Origin of the sequence: Vibrio intestinalis (assembly GCF_025195085.2) — a bacterium.
Lineage (GTDB): Bacteria > Pseudomonadota > Gammaproteobacteria > Enterobacterales > Vibrionaceae > Vibrio > Vibrio intestinalis.
Genome location: NZ_JANAVY020000001.1, coordinates 984,932 through 1,001,620, shown reverse-complemented (window position 1 = coordinate 1,001,620; position 16,689 = coordinate 984,932). Strand labels below are relative to the sequence as shown.

The 16,689-nt window shown below is 45.6% G+C and carries 16 protein-coding genes; 1 reads left to right on the top strand and 15 read right to left on the bottom strand.

Translation table 11 applies throughout. The annotated features are described in order from the left end of the window. Positions 1-364: 364 nt before the first annotated feature. The 13 genes from MU515_RS04515 to leuS form a co-directional block, all read right to left on the bottom strand. Positions 365-691: a hypothetical protein gene (locus tag MU515_RS04515; protein WP_260259153.1), complete on the bottom strand. Its 327-nt coding sequence runs from the start codon at positions 689-691 to the stop codon at positions 365-367. Positions 692-864: 173 nt separating this feature from the next. Then, the gene (gene lipA / locus MU515_RS04510) at positions 865-1,830 is read right to left on the bottom strand and encodes a lipoyl synthase (RefSeq protein WP_260259152.1); all 966 of its coding nucleotides are present in this window, start codon (positions 1,828-1,830) and stop codon (positions 865-867) included. Positions 1,831-1,837: 7 nt separating this feature from the next. Further along, positions 1,838-2,491, bottom strand: coding sequence for a lipoyl(octanoyl) transferase LipB (lipB, locus tag MU515_RS04505; RefSeq protein WP_260259151.1), 654 nt, complete (start codon positions 2,489-2,491; stop codon positions 1,838-1,840). A 178-nt stretch (positions 2,492-2,669) separates the two neighbouring features. Continuing rightward, complete coding sequence (ybeD, locus tag MU515_RS04500; protein WP_006957352.1) at positions 2,670-2,948, bottom strand: DUF493 family protein YbeD; 279 nt, start codon at positions 2,946-2,948, stop codon at positions 2,670-2,672. A gap of 143 nt (positions 2,949-3,091) precedes the next feature. Continuing rightward, positions 3,092-4,270 (bottom strand): serine hydrolase, encoded by a 1,179-nt coding sequence (locus tag MU515_RS04495; RefSeq protein WP_260259150.1) that lies wholly within the window; start codon positions 4,268-4,270, stop codon positions 3,092-3,094. 92 nt (positions 4,271-4,362) lie between these two features. Continuing rightward, positions 4,363-5,166: a septal ring lytic transglycosylase RlpA family protein gene (locus MU515_RS04490; RefSeq protein WP_279256766.1), complete on the bottom strand. Its 804-nt coding sequence runs from the start codon at positions 5,164-5,166 to the stop codon at positions 4,363-4,365. Continuing rightward, positions 5,166-6,287, bottom strand: coding sequence for a rod shape-determining protein RodA (gene rodA / locus MU515_RS04485; protein WP_260259149.1), 1,122 nt, complete (start codon positions 6,285-6,287; stop codon positions 5,166-5,168). Before rodA ends, MU515_RS04490 begins: the two co-directional genes overlap by 1 nt. Continuing rightward, positions 6,287-8,170, bottom strand: coding sequence for a penicillin-binding protein 2 (mrdA, locus tag MU515_RS04480; RefSeq protein WP_260259148.1), 1,884 nt, complete (start codon positions 8,168-8,170; stop codon positions 6,287-6,289). The genes rodA and mrdA overlap by 1 nt, the downstream gene beginning before the upstream one ends. 6 nt (positions 8,171-8,176) lie before the next feature. Continuing rightward, positions 8,177-8,647 (bottom strand): 23S rRNA (pseudouridine(1915)-N(3))-methyltransferase RlmH, encoded by a 471-nt coding sequence (gene rlmH / locus MU515_RS04475; RefSeq protein WP_260259147.1) that lies wholly within the window; start codon positions 8,645-8,647, stop codon positions 8,177-8,179. A 3-nt stretch (positions 8,648-8,650) separates the two neighbouring features. Beyond that, on the bottom strand, positions 8,651-8,968 hold the full coding sequence (gene rsfS, locus MU515_RS04470; RefSeq protein WP_260259146.1) for a ribosome silencing factor: 318 nt from the start codon (positions 8,966-8,968) through the stop codon (positions 8,651-8,653). 76 nt (positions 8,969-9,044) lie between these two features. Continuing rightward, positions 9,045-10,058: a DNA polymerase III subunit delta gene (gene holA / locus MU515_RS04465; protein ID WP_260259145.1), complete on the bottom strand. Its 1,014-nt coding sequence runs from the start codon at positions 10,056-10,058 to the stop codon at positions 9,045-9,047. A 9-nt stretch (positions 10,059-10,067) separates the two neighbouring features. Beyond that, positions 10,068-10,685: an LPS-assembly lipoprotein LptE gene (locus MU515_RS04460; RefSeq protein ID WP_260259144.1), complete on the bottom strand. Its 618-nt coding sequence runs from the start codon at positions 10,683-10,685 to the stop codon at positions 10,068-10,070. A gap of 154 nt (positions 10,686-10,839) precedes the next feature. Then, entirely contained in the window at positions 10,840-13,413 is a 2,574-nt protein-coding gene (gene leuS, locus MU515_RS04455; RefSeq protein WP_260259143.1) for a leucine--tRNA ligase, read from the bottom strand. Between the two features lie 223 nt (positions 13,414-13,636). On the opposite strand from leuS, the gene MU515_RS04450 reads away from it, so the two are divergent. Further along, the gene (locus MU515_RS04450; protein WP_260259142.1) at positions 13,637-14,107 is read left to right on the top strand and encodes a zinc ribbon-containing protein; all 471 of its coding nucleotides are present in this window, start codon (positions 13,637-13,639) and stop codon (positions 14,105-14,107) included. 45 nt (positions 14,108-14,152) lie between these two features. On the opposite strand, the gene lnt is transcribed toward MU515_RS04450, so the two are convergent. After that, a complete protein-coding gene (gene lnt / locus MU515_RS04445) occupies positions 14,153-15,670 on the bottom strand; it encodes an apolipoprotein N-acyltransferase (RefSeq protein ID WP_260259141.1) in 1,518 nt (505 codons plus the stop codon). Between the two features lie 30 nt (positions 15,671-15,700). Next, a complete protein-coding gene (corC, locus tag MU515_RS04440; RefSeq protein WP_260259140.1) occupies positions 15,701-16,600 on the bottom strand; it encodes a CNNM family magnesium/cobalt transport protein CorC in 900 nt (299 codons plus the stop codon). Between the last annotated feature and the right edge of the window lie 89 nt (positions 16,601-16,689).

The window sequence follows — 16,689 nt, the reverse complement described above, 5'->3', positions numbered from 1 at the left end:
CGCAAGTTGGCTTTCTAAAGGCATAAAAAAATCCGATATTAGTTTCCTAATATCGGATTTTGAAGCTTTTTGAGGATCGGTCAAATGATCTCAAAAATTTCTTAACTGATCGGCATTACTCTTATTGAGCCCTTTTTGCGTTTAATAGGTGCTCATTTACAGTTGTAAACTGCGCGCCTTTTCCTTGAACTAGAGACAATTCAGTTTGAAAATCGTGATAGAAGCTCCTTGATGGGAGCTTTTTTTGTGCGCGCAAATTCCGTGTGTTCTCCTTGAATTCCGCTCATCTACTTTGAAAACGATAGAATGATAAAAAACTCCGGTTGGAGTCTTTTTGTATTTGGGTGGGGGAGGTTTTCTTCGATTATTTGGCGATGCTGAGCAGGGTGCCGGATTTGCATTTGAACGAATAGTATTTGGAGCTTTCGTTGAATTTACCCAGCCCTTCACCATCACAGTAGTCGATATTAATATCTCGCATGGTCGCAAGGGTGTTTTCAGTGGTGAGTGCGAACTTAGAACCATCGGAGCATAAAATACGTACGCGGCCATCATCGCTTACCGAGTAAATATCGACTTCGGTATTGCAGAGCTCGAATGAGGCTTCTCGAAAGTTATCTTGCTGCTCTGAGTTTGAGCAGGCGGCGAGTATCAGGGCGGATATCACTGCGAACAATCCAAATCTAATCATGGCTGAATCCTTTTAGGTGACGCACTCTGACGGTGCTTATATGAGCAATCTTGTGAATAAGATTGAAGATATTTTTAAGCCTAGAAGTGGCGATCTGCGGATTCAAGTTAGCGATAATAAAAAAGCCAGCGACGTGCTGGCTTTATTATTCAGTTCATGTTTTTTTGCAATTATTAGCTAACTTCCACACCTTGCGCTTGCAGATCGGCGTGGTAAGAAGAGCGAACAAATGGGCCACACGCCGCATGAGTAAAGCCAAGCTCTAAGGCAATCTCTTTAAGCTCATCAAACTCTGATGGTGGAACGTAACGCTCTACTGGCAAGTGGTGACGGCTTGGCGCAAGGTATTGGCCAAGGGTCAGCATAGTTACGCCGTGCTCACGAAGATCTTTCAGTACTTCAACGATCTCTTCTTTGGTTTCGCCAAGACCCATCATCACACCAGATTTGGTTGGGATGTGTGGGTGCTGCTCTTTAAACTTCTTCAGTAGGTTTAGAGACCATTTGTAGTTAGCGCCTGGGCGAACCTTGCGATATAGACGTGGTGCCGTTTCCAAGTTGTGGTTAAACACATCTGGCGGGTTGTCGTGCATTAAATCAAGCGCAACATCCATACGACCACGGAAGTCAGGAACCAAGGTTTCAATCTTGATGCTTGGGTTAAGCTTGCGGATTTCTCGGTTACAGTCAGCGAAGTGCTGTGCACCGCCATCACGTAAGTCATCACGGTCAACTGAGGTGATTACGACGTATTTTAACTTCATGTCTTTGATGGTTTGCGCCAGCTTTTGTGGTTCACCTTCTTCAGGTGTCACTGGGCGGCCATGGGCAACATCACAGAAAGGACAACGACGAGTACAGATTGCGCCTAAGATCATAAAGGTCGCGGTACCGTGGTTAAAACATTCAGCAAGGTTAGGGCATGAGGCCTCTTCACAAACGGAGTGCAGGTTGTTTTTACGCATTGCTGACTTGATGTCTTGAATACGTTGGCTATCTGCAGGCAGCTTGATCTTCATCCAGTCCGGTTTGCGCAGAACTTCTTTCTGCTCAACAGGCATATTCTTCACTGGAATCAGTGCCATTTTGTCGGCGTCGCGATACTTAACGCCTTTTTCCATTTGGATTGGTTTACTCATGCTTCAATTACTTATAGTTTGGGACTTCTGTACTGACTTCTATCTGTTGGTAATCCAACAAAGTCACGAGTTCTTTTAATAGTTGTTCAGCAACGTTTTCGACCTTGTCAGGCCCGCCTAATTGGCTTACTTGAGCCATTTCCATACCAGCATAACCACATGGGTTAATGCGAAGGAAAGGCGCAAGATCCATATTTACGTTGAGCGCTAGCCCGTGGAATGAACATCCTTTGCGAATGCGTAAACCGAGTGAGCAAATTTTCTTATTATCAACGTAAACACCAGGCGCATCCGGCTTGGCTGCTGATTCTATATTGTAAGCCTTCAGTGTATTTATCACGAGGTTCTCTATGTGAGTAACGAGATCTCGCACACCTAACTTTTTCCGGCGTAAGTTAATTAGGAAGTACACCACCATTTGGCCTGGGCCGTGGTAGGTTACTTGTCCTCCTCGGTCACTTTGCACTACAGGTATATCACCTGTATTGATTAAGTGTTCTGCTTTTCCCGCTTGTCCTTGTGTAAAAACTGGGTTGTGTTCCACGAACCAAACTTCATCACAGGTATCTTCACTGCGTTGATCGGTAAAGGCATGCATTGCGCGCCAAATTGGCTCGTAATCTTGTCTGCCGAGATGCTTCACAACTAGCGGTTTTTGCATTGCAGAGTCCATGTATATTAATAAATTGATCGGATTATAAACTGCTTCTTAGCTTTGAACTATATGTTGATAACAGTTTTTTAACCCTTGAAAGAATGGGAATTTTATATCTAGTTGATATATAACAAAAAAGCAGCTCAAGGCTGCTTTCAAAAATAATTTATTTTTTCAAATAAAATTATAGCACCATGCGGACGATGTCGATTTCACCAAGTTCTTTGTACAAAGTTTCTACTTGTTCAATCGAAGTTGCAGTGATGGTAACAGACACTGAGTGGTAGTTACCTTTTGCACTTGGCTTCACTGATGGACTGTAGTCACCTGGAGCATGGCGTTGGATAACTTCAAGTACCTTCTCTGGTAGTTCAGGCTTCGCGTAGCCCATTACCTTGTATGTGAAAGAACAAGGGAACTCTAGCAGGTCTTTTAGTTTTGCATCTGAGTTGATAGTCAGCATTTTGATAACTCCAAGTTGGAATGTCGATTCGCAGCGCCGAATGTTACTGCCAATCCGGTTTAATCTCAAGGTTGGTGACAATATGCGGTAGCAAACAAAAAGCCGCCCAGAGGCGGCTTCGTGATATTTAGGTTAGCGACCTATTAGAAGAAGCTCTTCATTAGCATTACGATGTAATCCCATAGGCGACTAAACAGGCTGCCTTCTTGTACGTCTTCTAGTGCTAGAAGCGGGTACTCAGCAATATCCTCACCTTCTAGTTGGTAGTATAGCTTACCAACTACGTCACCTTTACTAATTGGGGCTTCTAGTTCTTTTTCAAGTACGAAGCTCGCTTTTAGGTTTTTCGCTTGGCCACGAGGAAGTGTTACGTAAGTGTCTTTATCAAGACCTAGTGCAACCATATCTTTGTCGCCCATCCACACTTTTTCTTCTACGAAGGTTTCACCTGCTGTATGAGGCGCTACTGTTTCGAAGAAGCGGAAGCCGTAGCTCAGAAGCTTTTTGCTTTCTGATTTACGAGCATTGGCATTCTTAGTACCCATAACAACAGCAACTAGGCGCATTTTGCCTTCAGTTGCTGAGCTTACTAGGCTGTAGCCTGCATTGCTTGTATGGCCAGTTTTGATGCCATCAACGTTCATGCTTTTATCCCAAAGTAGGCCGTTACGGTTGTATTGGGTGATGCCGTTGTAAGTGAATTTCTTCTCTGCGTAGATACGGTACTCTTCAGGTACATCGCGAATTAGCGCGCTACCAAGTAGAGCCATATCGTAAGGCGTTGAGTATAGGGCGTCGTTGTCTAGACCATGCACGTTAGCAAAGTGGGTGTTATCCATGCCGATGGTATCAGCCCACGCGTTCATTAGATCGACGAAAGCATCTTCTGAACCGGCAATGTGCTCAGCCATAGCAACACAAGCGTCATTACCTGATTGGATGATGATGCCACGGTTAAGGTCTTTTACTTTGACCGTAGTGCCCACTTCGATGAACATTTTTGAAGAATCTGGGAAGTTTTTCGCCCATGCATTCTTACTGATGGTTACATCGTCGCTTTCTTTGATGTTGCCACGAGCTAGCTCTTGGCCGATGACATAGCTGGTCATCATTTTGGTCAAACTTGCAGGAGACAGTTTGGTGTCCATCTCTTTTTGCGCCAGAACTTTACCTGAATGGTAATCCATTAGCACAAAACCTTTCGCGGCAATTTGTGGTGCATCAGGCACAACAATAGGGGAAGCCATTGCAGAAAAAGCGAAAGTGGTTGAAAGCGCAATAGAAGACGCAAAAACGGTTTTGATTAACGTTGTTTTTTTCATATTGACTACAGATTTATCTTGAACTGTCCATATCTTAACAGAAACCTAAACCCAAATCAGTCCGGGACTGTTGGCTTGATCGAGTTTGGTCACTATTTTTTCTTTACGAAGGCACTTGAGTAACCCAGAAGTTTAACTTGCTTTAGCATCTGTTGCGTCAGCGTATAGTCATCAAATGGGCCTAAAAATACACGATGAGTCTCATCTTCAGAGAGCACAAAGCTGCCAACCGATAGCTTTTGACCGAGATCTTTCGCTAAAGTTTCCACTCTGTCTTTGTGTTGTGAAGAGGCGACCTGAATTTTGTAATTGGGTAAACCTTGCTGCTTGTGCTCAGCGGTTGGTTTCTCAACCGTAATGACTTCAATTTCCACGTTAGCTGTACCGGTACGCACGACATCCAGTTTGGTTGCGGCAGCGTAACTTAAGTCGATGATACGGCCTGGGTGGAATGGGCCACGGTCATTGACGCGAACAATGGTGGTTTTGCCATTATCCGTATTGGTGACCTTAACATAGCTTGGTAACGGCAGTGTTTTATGAGCCGCAGTCATGGAATACATGTCATAAACCTCACCATTAGAGGTCAGGTGGCCATGAAACTTTTTACCATACCAAGAGGCTTGGCCTTTTTGGTTAAAGCCTTTGGCATCTTTAATAATTTTATAGTTGCCCCCTCTTAGTGAGTAATCTTTATTACCGCCTAAGCTATAGGGTTCGTATTGAGGACGAGCATCTTCAATATGTTCGACAGAAATTGGCTGTTCTGGCGCCACATCGTTTTCCAGTTCGTAGCGACTTGTTGGTTGCTTTTCCGATTCTTCCGGGGTGGAAGAACAGCCAACCATGATGCCGCCAAGCAAAGCGATAGTGGTGAGTTTGTACCAGTGGTTCATTAGTTTGCCTTAGAGAATGCTCGTCTATGTGTATGAATCGACATTAAAATACCAAAACCTGCCATTAGAGTAACCATGGATGTACCGCCGTAACTGATCAGTGGGAGAGGGACCCCCACGACAGGTAAGATACCACTTACCATACCAATGTTTACGAATACATAAACAAAGAAGCTAAGAACAATACTGCCTGCCATCATGCGGCCAAAGGCAGTTTGAGCTTTGCTGGCCAAGAAGAGGCCTCGGCCAATAATGAATAGGTATATACTCAGTAACGCAAGAATACCGATTAACCCCCATTCTTCAGCGATAACGGCAAAGATGAAGTCGGTGTGTCGCTCTGGCAGAAATTCCAATTGAGATTGGGTTCCCTGTAGCCAGCCTTTGCCGACAATACCACCAGAACCAATCGCAATTTTACTTTGAATAATATGGTATCCAGCGCCTAAAGGGTCAGATTCAGGGTTGAACAATGTTCTCACTCGCACCTTTTGGTACTCTCGCATTAAGAAGAACCACAAGATAGGTAAGAATGCGCCTAATGCTGCTGCCGCTGCGAAGATGATCCTCCAACTGATACCAGCCAAGAAGATAACAAAGATGCCTGATGCAGCGATGAGAATTGATGTACCTAAGTCTGGCTGCTTAGCGATCAAGATAGTCGGAACAAACACCATCACTAATGAAGCCACTAGAGTTTGGAATGTTGGTGGTAGCGCGCGTTTACCTATGTAGCGAGCAACCATCAAGGGTACGGCAAGCTTTAATAATTCCGACGGTTGAAAGCGAATAAAGCCTAAGTTCAACCAACGCTGAGCGCCTTTGGAAGATTCACCAAAGAAGAGAACCCCAAGGAGTAGCATCACGCCCATAAAGAACATTATAGGGGCAAGCGCTTCATAGGTGCGTGGTGGAATTTGCGCCAAAAATACCATCACCCCAAGCGCTAATGCCATCCGCATCGCTTGGCGATCCATCATAGCAAGGCTCTGGCCGCTGGCGCTGTACATCACTACGAGACCAAAGGCCATCAAAACTAAGATGCCCAGCAAGAGAGGCACATCAATATGGAAGCGCTCGAACAGAGAGCGGTTTTGGCCGATTGATTGGTCAAAGTCCATTATTTGTCTGCCTCTTTATCTTTCAAAATTACATGATCAAACACTTTACGTACCACTGGAGCACCATTGCTTGAACCACCGCCTGCGTTTTCTAAAACGACAGTGACAATCAGCTCAGGATCTTCAATTGGCGCAAAGCCAGTAAATAGAGCGTGATCGCGTAAGTGCTCGGCAATTTCATCTGCGTTGTATTCTTCGTTTTCACCTAGGCCAAACACCTGCGCGGTGCCTGACTTGCCCGCACTCATATATGGCGTTTTGTAGAATGAGCGTCGTGCTGTGCCTTTTTTACCATGGTTTACTAAGCGCATACCTTCGATGGCAATATCCCAGTAGCGTTCTTTTACCCCTTCGATTGGCGGGTAAGTTTCGACTTCTGATAGAGAGCGGTTAGAAAAAGCATCGCCATTTTCAATCGTTGCACGAAGTAGGTGAGGGGCAATCACTTTACCGCGATTGACCACTACTGATGTTGCTTTGGCTATTTGCATCGGAGTAGCAGTCCAATAGCCTTGTCCGATACCGACAGGGATGGTGTCACCTTGATACCAAGGAGTGCGATGGCGCGCCATCTTCCAATCACGGGTTGGCATGTTGGCTTTACTTTCCTCATGAATATCGATGCCGGTGTAATCACCAAAACCAAACATCATCATCCAGTGTGATATGCGGTCGATGCCCATATCGTAGGCGATTTGGTAATAGAAGGTATCCACGGATTCTTCAATTGATTTAATGATATCCACTTTACCGTGTCCCCAACGGAGCCAGTCACGAAACGGCTTGGTTTTAGAGTTAGGAATTTTCCAATAACCTGGGTCATTACGAACGGTGTAAGGCGTTACTACTTCTTCTTGCAGCGCCGCAACGGCCATCATAGGTTTGATGGTTGATGCTGGTGGGTAGATACCTAGCGTTGCTCGGTTAACCAGTGGACGATCTTTGTTGTTCAGTAGGGCACTGTAGGCTTTGCTTGAAATACCGTGAACGAAGGCATTCGGGTCGTAACTCGGGCTAGAGACCATAGCTAAAACGCCATTGTCTTTTGGATCAAGCACCACGGCACTACCACGACGGCCTGCTAGCAGCTCATGGATGTACATTTGCAAATTGATATCGAGGTTAAGCACGATGTCTTTGCCTGGTTTAGGCGGCACGTACTTCAAGATACGAATGATTCGGCCGCGGCTGTTTACTTCAACCTCTTGGTAACCAGCTGTACCGTGCAGCATATCTTCGTAGAAACGTTCGATGCCTAATTTACCAATGTCACGAGTTGCTTGGTAGTTGGCGTCTTTTTCTTCGCGAATGAGGCGTTGTATGTCGCGATCATTGATTCGAGATACATAGCCAATCACGTGGGTCAGTACGTCGCCATAAGGGTAGTAGCGCTTAAGGCTGGCATTAACAGACACGCCTGGGAATTTGTGCTGTTGAACTGAGAACTTAGCCACTTCTTCTTGATTGAGCTGACTAAGAATCGGGACCGATTTAAAGCGGCGAGTACGACGGCGCTCTTTGTTAAATCGCTCAACTTGGTCAGGTGTGATCTCGAGAATTTGTTGCAACCCTGCGATGGTAGCGTCCATGTCTTTTACTTTTTCTGGAATGACTTCCAAGCTAAAGACTGGACGGTTTTCCGCTAGTAGGTTGCCGTTCCGGTCATAGATAAGGCCACGGTTTGGCGCAATAGGAACAACTTTGATTCGGTTATCGTTGGAGCGAGTTTTGTAGTCTTGATATTGATTGATCTGAATGTTGTACAGGTTGGCAACCAATAGTCCCATCATGACTACGATACCAACAAAAGCAACAATAGCACGACTGCTAAACAGTCGCGCTTCTGCTTGGTAATCCCTTATCTGGGTACGCTTCCTCAACATGAATGCTTATTCTCGGTGGTACGGGTGGTTAGCCGTGATACTCCAAGCACGGTAAAGGCTTTCCGCCATTACAATACGTACTAAAGGGTGAGGTAGTGTTAAGGCTGAAAGTGACCAACTTTGGTCTGCTGCCGCTTTACACGCAGGCGCTAAACCTTCTGGCCCGCCGATCAAAATAGAGACGTCTCGGCCGTCTAACTTCCAGCTTTCTAGCTGTTCTGCCAGTTGTGGTGTATCCCACTTCTTACCTGGGATATCTAGCGTAACAATTCGGTTGCCTTTTGGCACGGCGGCGAGCATAGCTTCGCCTTCTTTTTGCAGAATTCTTGCAATATCAGCGTTTTTTCCGCGTTTTCCTGCTGCAATTTCAATCAATTCCAGAGGCATGTCATGTGGGAAACGGCGTTTATATTCTTGAAAGCCTTCTTCAACCCACTTTGGCATTTTGGTGCCAACGGCAATCAGCTGCAGCTTCATCGCTTAGCTCCAAAGCTTTTCTAGTTGGTAAAGTTCACGTTGTTCTTCTTGCATTACGTGCAAAATAGTTGTGCCCATATCAACCACAACCCATTCACCTTCGTCTTCACCATCAACGGCTAAAGGCGTCATGCCCGCTAGTTTTGCTTCACGTGCAACATGGTCAGCGATAGACGCAACGTGACGTTTCGACGTGCCAGTACAGATAATCATATAATCAGTGATGCTTGATTTGCCTTTTACATCCAGAGTCTGGATCTTTTCAGCTTTCATGTCGTCTGCTTTGTCTGTAAGAAAGTCATTCAGTTGTTGGTCTTGCAAGTTCTTTTCCTCATTGGCATGTCATCATGCACTATCGGTAGTCTCTAATTTTAGGCGCGCGAGTATAACACGCTTTTTATATTTGGAATTGAGGTTGAGACATCTCTGCGCTTAGTTGCTGCAACAATGGCCAGCTCGATTGATCATATTGAGTTTTGCTTTGTACTTCAATTTGAGTAAGAAGTTGCAATAACTGCTGTAATCTTGGGATGGACAAACGCTGCATTGCCGCCGAGTAGAGGGGGCGCTTTGATTGCCAAATTCGATAACTGTCAAATACCTGCCCGATACTGCTATTTCTCGCTTGTTGCTGCATTTGTACTAATTGCATTAACTCTTTTTGAATAGTTCTGACCAAAATAACCACTTCAGTACCTTCCGCTTCTAACTGACGTAGCACGCGTTGGGCGCGGTTGGCTTTGCCAGCGAGCAGTGCATCCGTCCAATGAAAAGCAGTAAAGTGGTTATGACGACTTAAAGATTCTTCTAAACGTACCATGGTCAATTGACCGTCAGGGTAGAGTAGAACCAGTTTTTCTAAGCTTTGCGTCAATGCAAATAGGTTGCCTTCATGCCACTGTGCTAGCATTTGCACCGCTTCTGCATCCGGTTTTAAACCTAAGGCACGGCAGCGGGCTTGAACAAACTGCGGTAGGCGTTGGATATCTGGCGAAAGACAGTTTACCCAACAACCTTGGCTAGAGAGGGTTTTAAACCACTTGGCATTTTCCTGTGCTTTGGTCAGTTTACTGCCAACGACAACCAGTAAAATATCAGGGTGCAGCATGTCAGCAATGCTGACGAGCTCTTTAGCGATAGCAGCGTTGACGCCCGATTCTGGTAGCTCTAACTCAATTAACTGACGGGCAGAAAACAGGCTAAGTGCTTGGCAGCAATCGTAGACTTGGTTCCAATCAAAACTGGCATCGATTGCGAATCGATGCCGTTCTTCAAAACCTTGTGTGAATGCTGATTTTTGAATAGCTTGACGAGACTCTTGCAGTAGCAGTGGTTCGTTGCCAAACAATAAATAGATAGGATGCAGTTGCTTAGCAAGTTGCTCTGCTAGGCGATCAGCAAAAATTCGCATTGTTGCCTCTTACTGCTGAGTGCCAGTGGCAGTATCGTCAGTACTTGTGGTGCGAACTTCGTATTGATCGTCTTCGAGTTGAAGTTGCGCTTCATAGCGCTCTTGCAGTGTTTCACTTTCTTCTAAATCTGCCTTTAGACGCGCCATCTGACGGATGATTTGGCTCGCCGCTAGTTTACGCATTTCATCTTCGATCATATCGCGCTCAACCGATTTTGCTAATGCAGTAAGCGGGTTATCTAAGTAACTGCGCGTTACGCTGGTTGAGAATTGCTTTGAACCCATTTCAGGAATGGTTACGCGATAAGAAGCTCTGAAAGTCAGTTCTTTTTCCGCCGCACGAGTGTTTTGGTACAGCGAAAGAGTACGCTCACCAACGCTTTCACCTAGTAGGTGAATATTTGGAATGTTTTCCGCGGGTGGCACAATTTTGACTTCACTCATGCGTAGTTGACCTTTCATCATGCGAGTAAAGCTGCTGTATTGGTCATAACTGGTCAGAGATACAGTTTCAAGCTCTTCGGGAATGGAGTAATCACCACGTAAGTGGAAACCACAAGCAGACAAAAGACTCGCTGCTAAAACAACGCTAGTCAATTTTAAAGTCGAAAGGGAAAATAGGCGCATTGACGTACGGCTCTCTGTTATTTGGGTTATTTATCTTAAACCACTTACCGATGAAAAATGGTTTGAGATAAATAAAGCAGGGCATAGCTCATACCCTGCTTAAGACTTATTTATTCGCGATTAGTTCGCACACTTTCTTGATTAGCAACTATTTTTAGTTAGCTACGATGTTCAGTAGTTTACCCGGTACGTAAATTACTTTGCGGATTGTTAGCCCATCTGTGAACTTAGTAACGTTTTCGTCATTTAAACCAAGCTCTTCAACGTGTTCTTTGCTTGCGTCAGCCGCTACAGTCAGCTTCGCGCGAAGTTTGCCGTTAACTTGAACAACGATAGTCTTCTCATCTTCAACTAGGGCATTCTCATCGTGAGTTGGCCATACTGCGTTGTCGATGTCTGTTTCACCAAGACCCGCCCACATTTCGTAAGAGATGTGTGGAGTGATAGGGTAAAGCATTGCAACCACCGCTTTTAGCGCTTCATCAAGGATTGCACGGTCTTGTGCAGATTCTTGAGGTGCTTTCGCTAGCTTGTTCATCAGTTCCATGATTGCAGCGATAGCGGTGTTGAAGGTTTGACGACGCGCGATATCGTCAGTCACTTTCGCGATTGTTTTGTGAACGTCACGGCGTAGTGCTTTCTGGTTGCCAGAAAGTGCAGATGTATCTACAGCTTCTGCCTCGCCTTTCGCAGCGTGCTCGTTAACCAGTTTCCAAACACGTTTTAGGAAGCGGTTTGCGCCTTCAACGCCAGACTCTTGCCACTCAAGTGTCATGTCAGCAGGTGATGCAAACATCATGAATAGACGTACAGTGTCAGCACCAAACTTGTCTACCATCTCTTGTGGGTCGATGCCGTTGTTCTTCGACTTAGACATTTTGATCATGCCTGAGTGTGTTACGTCACGGCCTTCGTTGTCTTTAGCAGAAGTGATGCGGCCTTTGCCGTCACGTTCTACAGCAACGTCAGTTGGTGCAACCCACTCTGTACCGCCTTTTTCGTTCTCGTAAGAGAAAGCATCAGCCAGAACCATACCTTGACACAGTAATTGCTTGAACGGCTCGTCAGAGGTTACGTAGCCAGCATCACGTAGAAGCTTGTGGAAGAAGCGAGAGTACAGTAGGTGCATACAAGCGTGCTCGATACCACCGATGTACTGGTCTACAGGTAGCCAGTAGTTTGCTTTTTCTGGATCTAGGATGTCGTCAGCTTGTGGAGAACAGTAACGTGCGTAGTACCAAGAAGATTCCATGAATGTGTCAAACGTATCTGTCTCACGAAGAGCTGGTTCACCGTTAAATGTTGTCTTCGCCCACTCTTTGTCTGCTTTGATAGGGCTAGTTACGCCGTCCATTACCACGTCTTCTGGAAGGATTACTGGTAGTTGGTCAGCGGGTACTGGGTGAACTTCACCATCTTCTGTCGTTACCATTGGGATTGGTGCACCCCAGTAGCGTTGACGAGATACACCCCAGTCACGTAGACGGAAGTTAACTGTCTTAGTGCCTTTACCTTCAGCTTCTAGCTTCGCAGCAATTGCATCAAATGCCGCTTGGAAATCAAGACCGTCGAACTCACCTGAATCGAACAGTACGCCTTTCTCGGTGTACGCTTCTTCAGAGATGTTCAACTCGCTGTCATCAGCAGGCTTGATCACAGGGATGATATCTAGACCGTATTTAGTTGCGAACTCGTAGTCACGTTGGTCGTGCGCAGGTACTGCCATTACAGCGCCTGTACCGTAGTCCATCAGTACGAAGTTAGCTACGTAAACAGGAACCTCACGACCGTTCAATGGGTGAATAGCAGTAAGGCCAGTCGCCATACCTTTCTTCTCCATTGTTGCCATTTCAGCTTCCGCTACTTTGTTGTTCTTACACTCGTCGATGAACGCTGCAAGATCTGGATTGTTCTCTGCTGCTACTGCTGCTAGAGGGTGACCTGCTGCGATACCCACGTAAGTCACACCCATTAGAGTGTCTGGACGTGTTGTGTAAACTTCTAGGTCTTGCTGACCTTTCACTTCAAACTTAAGTTCCACACCTTCAGAACGACCGATCCAGTTGCGCTGCATGGTTTTAACCATTTCAGGCCAACCGTCTAGGTTGTCTAGATCGTCAATTAGCTCTTGAGCGTATTCAGTGATCTTAATGAACCACTGAGGGATCTCTTTTTGCTCAACGATTGCGCCTGAACGCCAGCCGCGACCATCTACAACCTGTTCGTTTGCAAGAACCGTTTGGTCTACTGGATCCCAGTTTACTGTCGACATCTTCTTGTAAACTAGGCCTTTTTCGTAAAGCTTAGTGAAGAACTCTTGCTCCCAGCGGTAGTATTCAGGAGTACAAGTAGCGAATTCACGCTCCCAGTCGTAGCCCAAACCTAGCATTTTAAGCTGGTTCTTCATGTATTCGATGTTTTCGTAAGTCCATGGTGCTGGAGCGGTGTTGTTCTTAACCGCAGCGTTTTCTGCCGGTAGGCCGAAAGCATCCCAACCGATTGGTTGCATTACATTTTTGCCTTGCAGGCGTTGGAAACGAGATACCACATCACCGATGGTGTAGTTACGCACGTGACCCATGTGCAGTCGGCCACTTGGGTACGGGAACATAGATAGACAGTAGAATTTTTCTTTATTTGGGTCTTCACTTACAACAAAGGTCTTGTTGTTGTCCCAGTGCTGTTGAACCTTCTGTTCAATATCTTGCGGGTTATATTGCTCTTGCATCGATGATATCCGGTTATCTTGGAAAATGTGAGTTCAGTTAGAACAGACAATAATTGATCGTCATAGAATACCTAAAGGAGCGAAGCACAACAATAGTTATCCCCGTCATACTTGAAGTTGCAGTGAGGATGGCTTGATAAATCACTCCGCTCAAGAGTCTATACCCAGCTGCAACCCTGTTATTTAGGGAATCCTGTTCGATAGTGTTGGAAGGAGGTCTGCCATGCCAAAACGTAAATCCGGTTATGAAGAGATGTTTGATGATGTGCTAGAAGCGCTCAAACACAGTCCTGAAGAGGTCAACCATGTGCTAGAAACGTCCGGTAAAGTGGTTGATGCTGCAAATGATATGACCAAAGATGAATTGTCACTGATTTCTGCTTACATGAAATCGGACTTAAAAGAGTTTGCTGACAACTATGAAGCGTCCAAAAGTGGACCGTTTTATTTGATGATTACCGACTCTATTTGGCAAGGCATGCTTGAAATCACTGATAGAACGAAAGTGGAGTGGGCAGAGCTGTTTGCCGACTTAGAGCACCAAGGGCTGTATCAAACGGGGGAGGTGATTGGTTTAGGTGTCTTAGTGTGTGACCACTGTAACCATCAGACGGAATACAACCATCCGACGGTGATCATTCCATGTGTTCAATGTGGTCATACTGCTTTTTCTCGCAAGGCGCTACGTCCTTAGATGTTTCTTCGTCAAACATAGAAAAGGGCTCAGAGAGCCCTTTTATTATTTGGTCGTTTTACGCCTCAATGCTAAAGCGCCAAAGCAGAGTAGAACCCATGCGTAAAGAGGCCAGCTACCTACTTTATGGTATGGGGTTTGACCATCGGTCGATACCACATCAGTTTTGAGTACCTGTTGCTCAAATTGCGGAATTTGCGCAGTAATCTCACCGCGGTAATCGGTTACCGCAGTCACTCCATTGTTGGTGGAGCGAATTACCGGCTTACCGAACTCTAAGGCTCGCATCCGAGCGATTTCCATGTGCTGCAGTGGCCCAATTGAATTACCAAACCATGCATCATTAGACAGGGTCAAAATAAAATCTGTATCGTCGTTGATGTTCTGACGAACTTGCTCGCTAAAAATAATCTCATAGCACAGCGCTGGCGCTAATTGTTTGCCATTGGCATCAATGTTGTTTTGCACAAAGTCACCGCGTGAGAATGATGACATAGGCAAATTAAACAGCGGCGCAATTGGACGTAAGATAGATTCGAAAGGCACAAATTCGCCAAATGGCAGTAGGTGGTGCTTATGGTAGCGCTGCTCAAGATCGTAGTTGTATTCACCATAGGAATTTTGCCCGAGTGATAGAATACTATTATAGAATTGACGATTTTCACCTTGGTTAACCACACCGGTAATGATTGCACTGTCGTTACTGCTCGCAAGGCTATCTAAGTTTGATAAGAACGACGTTATTTCAAACTCAAAAGCAGGGATAGCGGCTTCAGGCCAAATGATAATATCTGCATCCCAGTTACGACGGCTTAAATCGACATACTTCATAATGGTTGGCCAGCGCTCACTAGGCACCCATTTTAACGCTTGATCTACGTTACCTTGGATAAGAGCAACTTTTGTCGTGCTGGTTGGGTTTGGTGTAACCCAACTGATATTTCGTAGCCCAAATCCAGTGGCAAAAATGACAGTTGGAATGATCAATAGCGACCATTGTTTGTTTAAAGCCACATAGGCTATCGCGCTAGCACTCATGACGACAAATAGAGTGACGAGTTCAACGCCCCCTAAAGGCGCAAAACTAGCCAGTGGTGATTCTATTTGTCCATAACCAAGCCAAAGCCATGGAAATCCGGTCATTACCCAACCGCGAAGCCAATCACAGACTAGCCATAACGCAGGTGCTGCCAATAAATACCGGCTACGGGAGTGTTGAGGTGCGTAGCGATTGAGTAGCCCAGTAAAGAGCGCAGAATAGATAGCAAGGTAGCCAACTAACAGCGCCATCAAAAGCAGGCTGGCGAGTTTAGGCATACCGCCAAAGTTATCTATGCTGACATGAACCCAACTAATACCGGTAGCAAACTGGCCGATACCCCATGCATAACCAATCCACATCGCGCGTTTGGCACTTTGACCGTGGATGAGCCACAGAAGTAGGGCAACGCTGACGATGGCAATTGGCCAAAGGTGATAGGGAGCAAAAGATAGAGTGGTAAGGGCGCCAACAAAAGCGGCCCCTAGGGGCCGCTTTAGGCGATGAACTAGAGTACTAATCATCGTTATAATCTTTAGAAGAAAAGTGAATCATCACTCTTCTAGTGGTTGAGGTAAGGGTTCTTGATCTGGAACCGTTACTTGAAGCTGAACCACACGGCGGTTATCAGCAGCGGTTACTTTGAAACTGTAATGATCAATTTCAACGATTTCACCACGCGTTGGTAAGTGACCAAATGTCGTCATCACCAAGCCGCCTACTGTATCTACTTCTTCATCACTGAACGAAGTCCCGAAGGTTTCGTTAAACTCTTCAATCGTGGTTAATGCTTTTACCGCATAAGTGTGTTTGGAGAGTTTACGGATATCCAGCTCTTCCTCGTCATCGAACTCATCTTCGATATCACCGACGATTTCCTCAAGGATATCTTCGATGGTTACAAGGCCTGAAACGCCGCCAAATTCGTCTACCACAATAGCCATGTGGTAGCGCTCTTCGCGGAATTCTTTAAGCAGTCTATCGACACGTTTGCTCTCAGGAACAACAACTGCTGGACGAATCACTTGTTCGATATCGAACTCAGCGCTGCCTGAACCTAAGTATTTGAGTAAGTCCTTCGCTAATAGAATGCCTTCCACATGGTCTTTATCTTCGCTGATCACTGGGTAGCGAGAGTGTTGAGCATCGGTGATTAATGCAACTAGCGCATCTAAATCATCTGTGCGTTCAACAGTAACCATTTGCGAGCGTGGGATCATGATGTCACGCACTCGCATTTCGGCGATTTCCATAACACCTTCAAGCATGTCACGGGTGTCATGGTCAATCAGGTCGTTTTCCTCTGAGTCGCGAAATACTTCGACAAGCTCTTGGCGATCTTTGGGTTCACCTTGGAATAGTTGACCTAAGCGTTCAAAGAAGGACTTTCTACTCGGACCTTCAGATTTTTCTTTCTTACCTTCTAGAGAAGAGGGCGAATTGTCTTCGTTCATTGTTTCTCAAATTCGTTGTGCTATCAGATGTGTGATAGCGCACATTGAAAGGTAAAGCGTAAACAAGACGGTGCTTTACCTTCCACGAG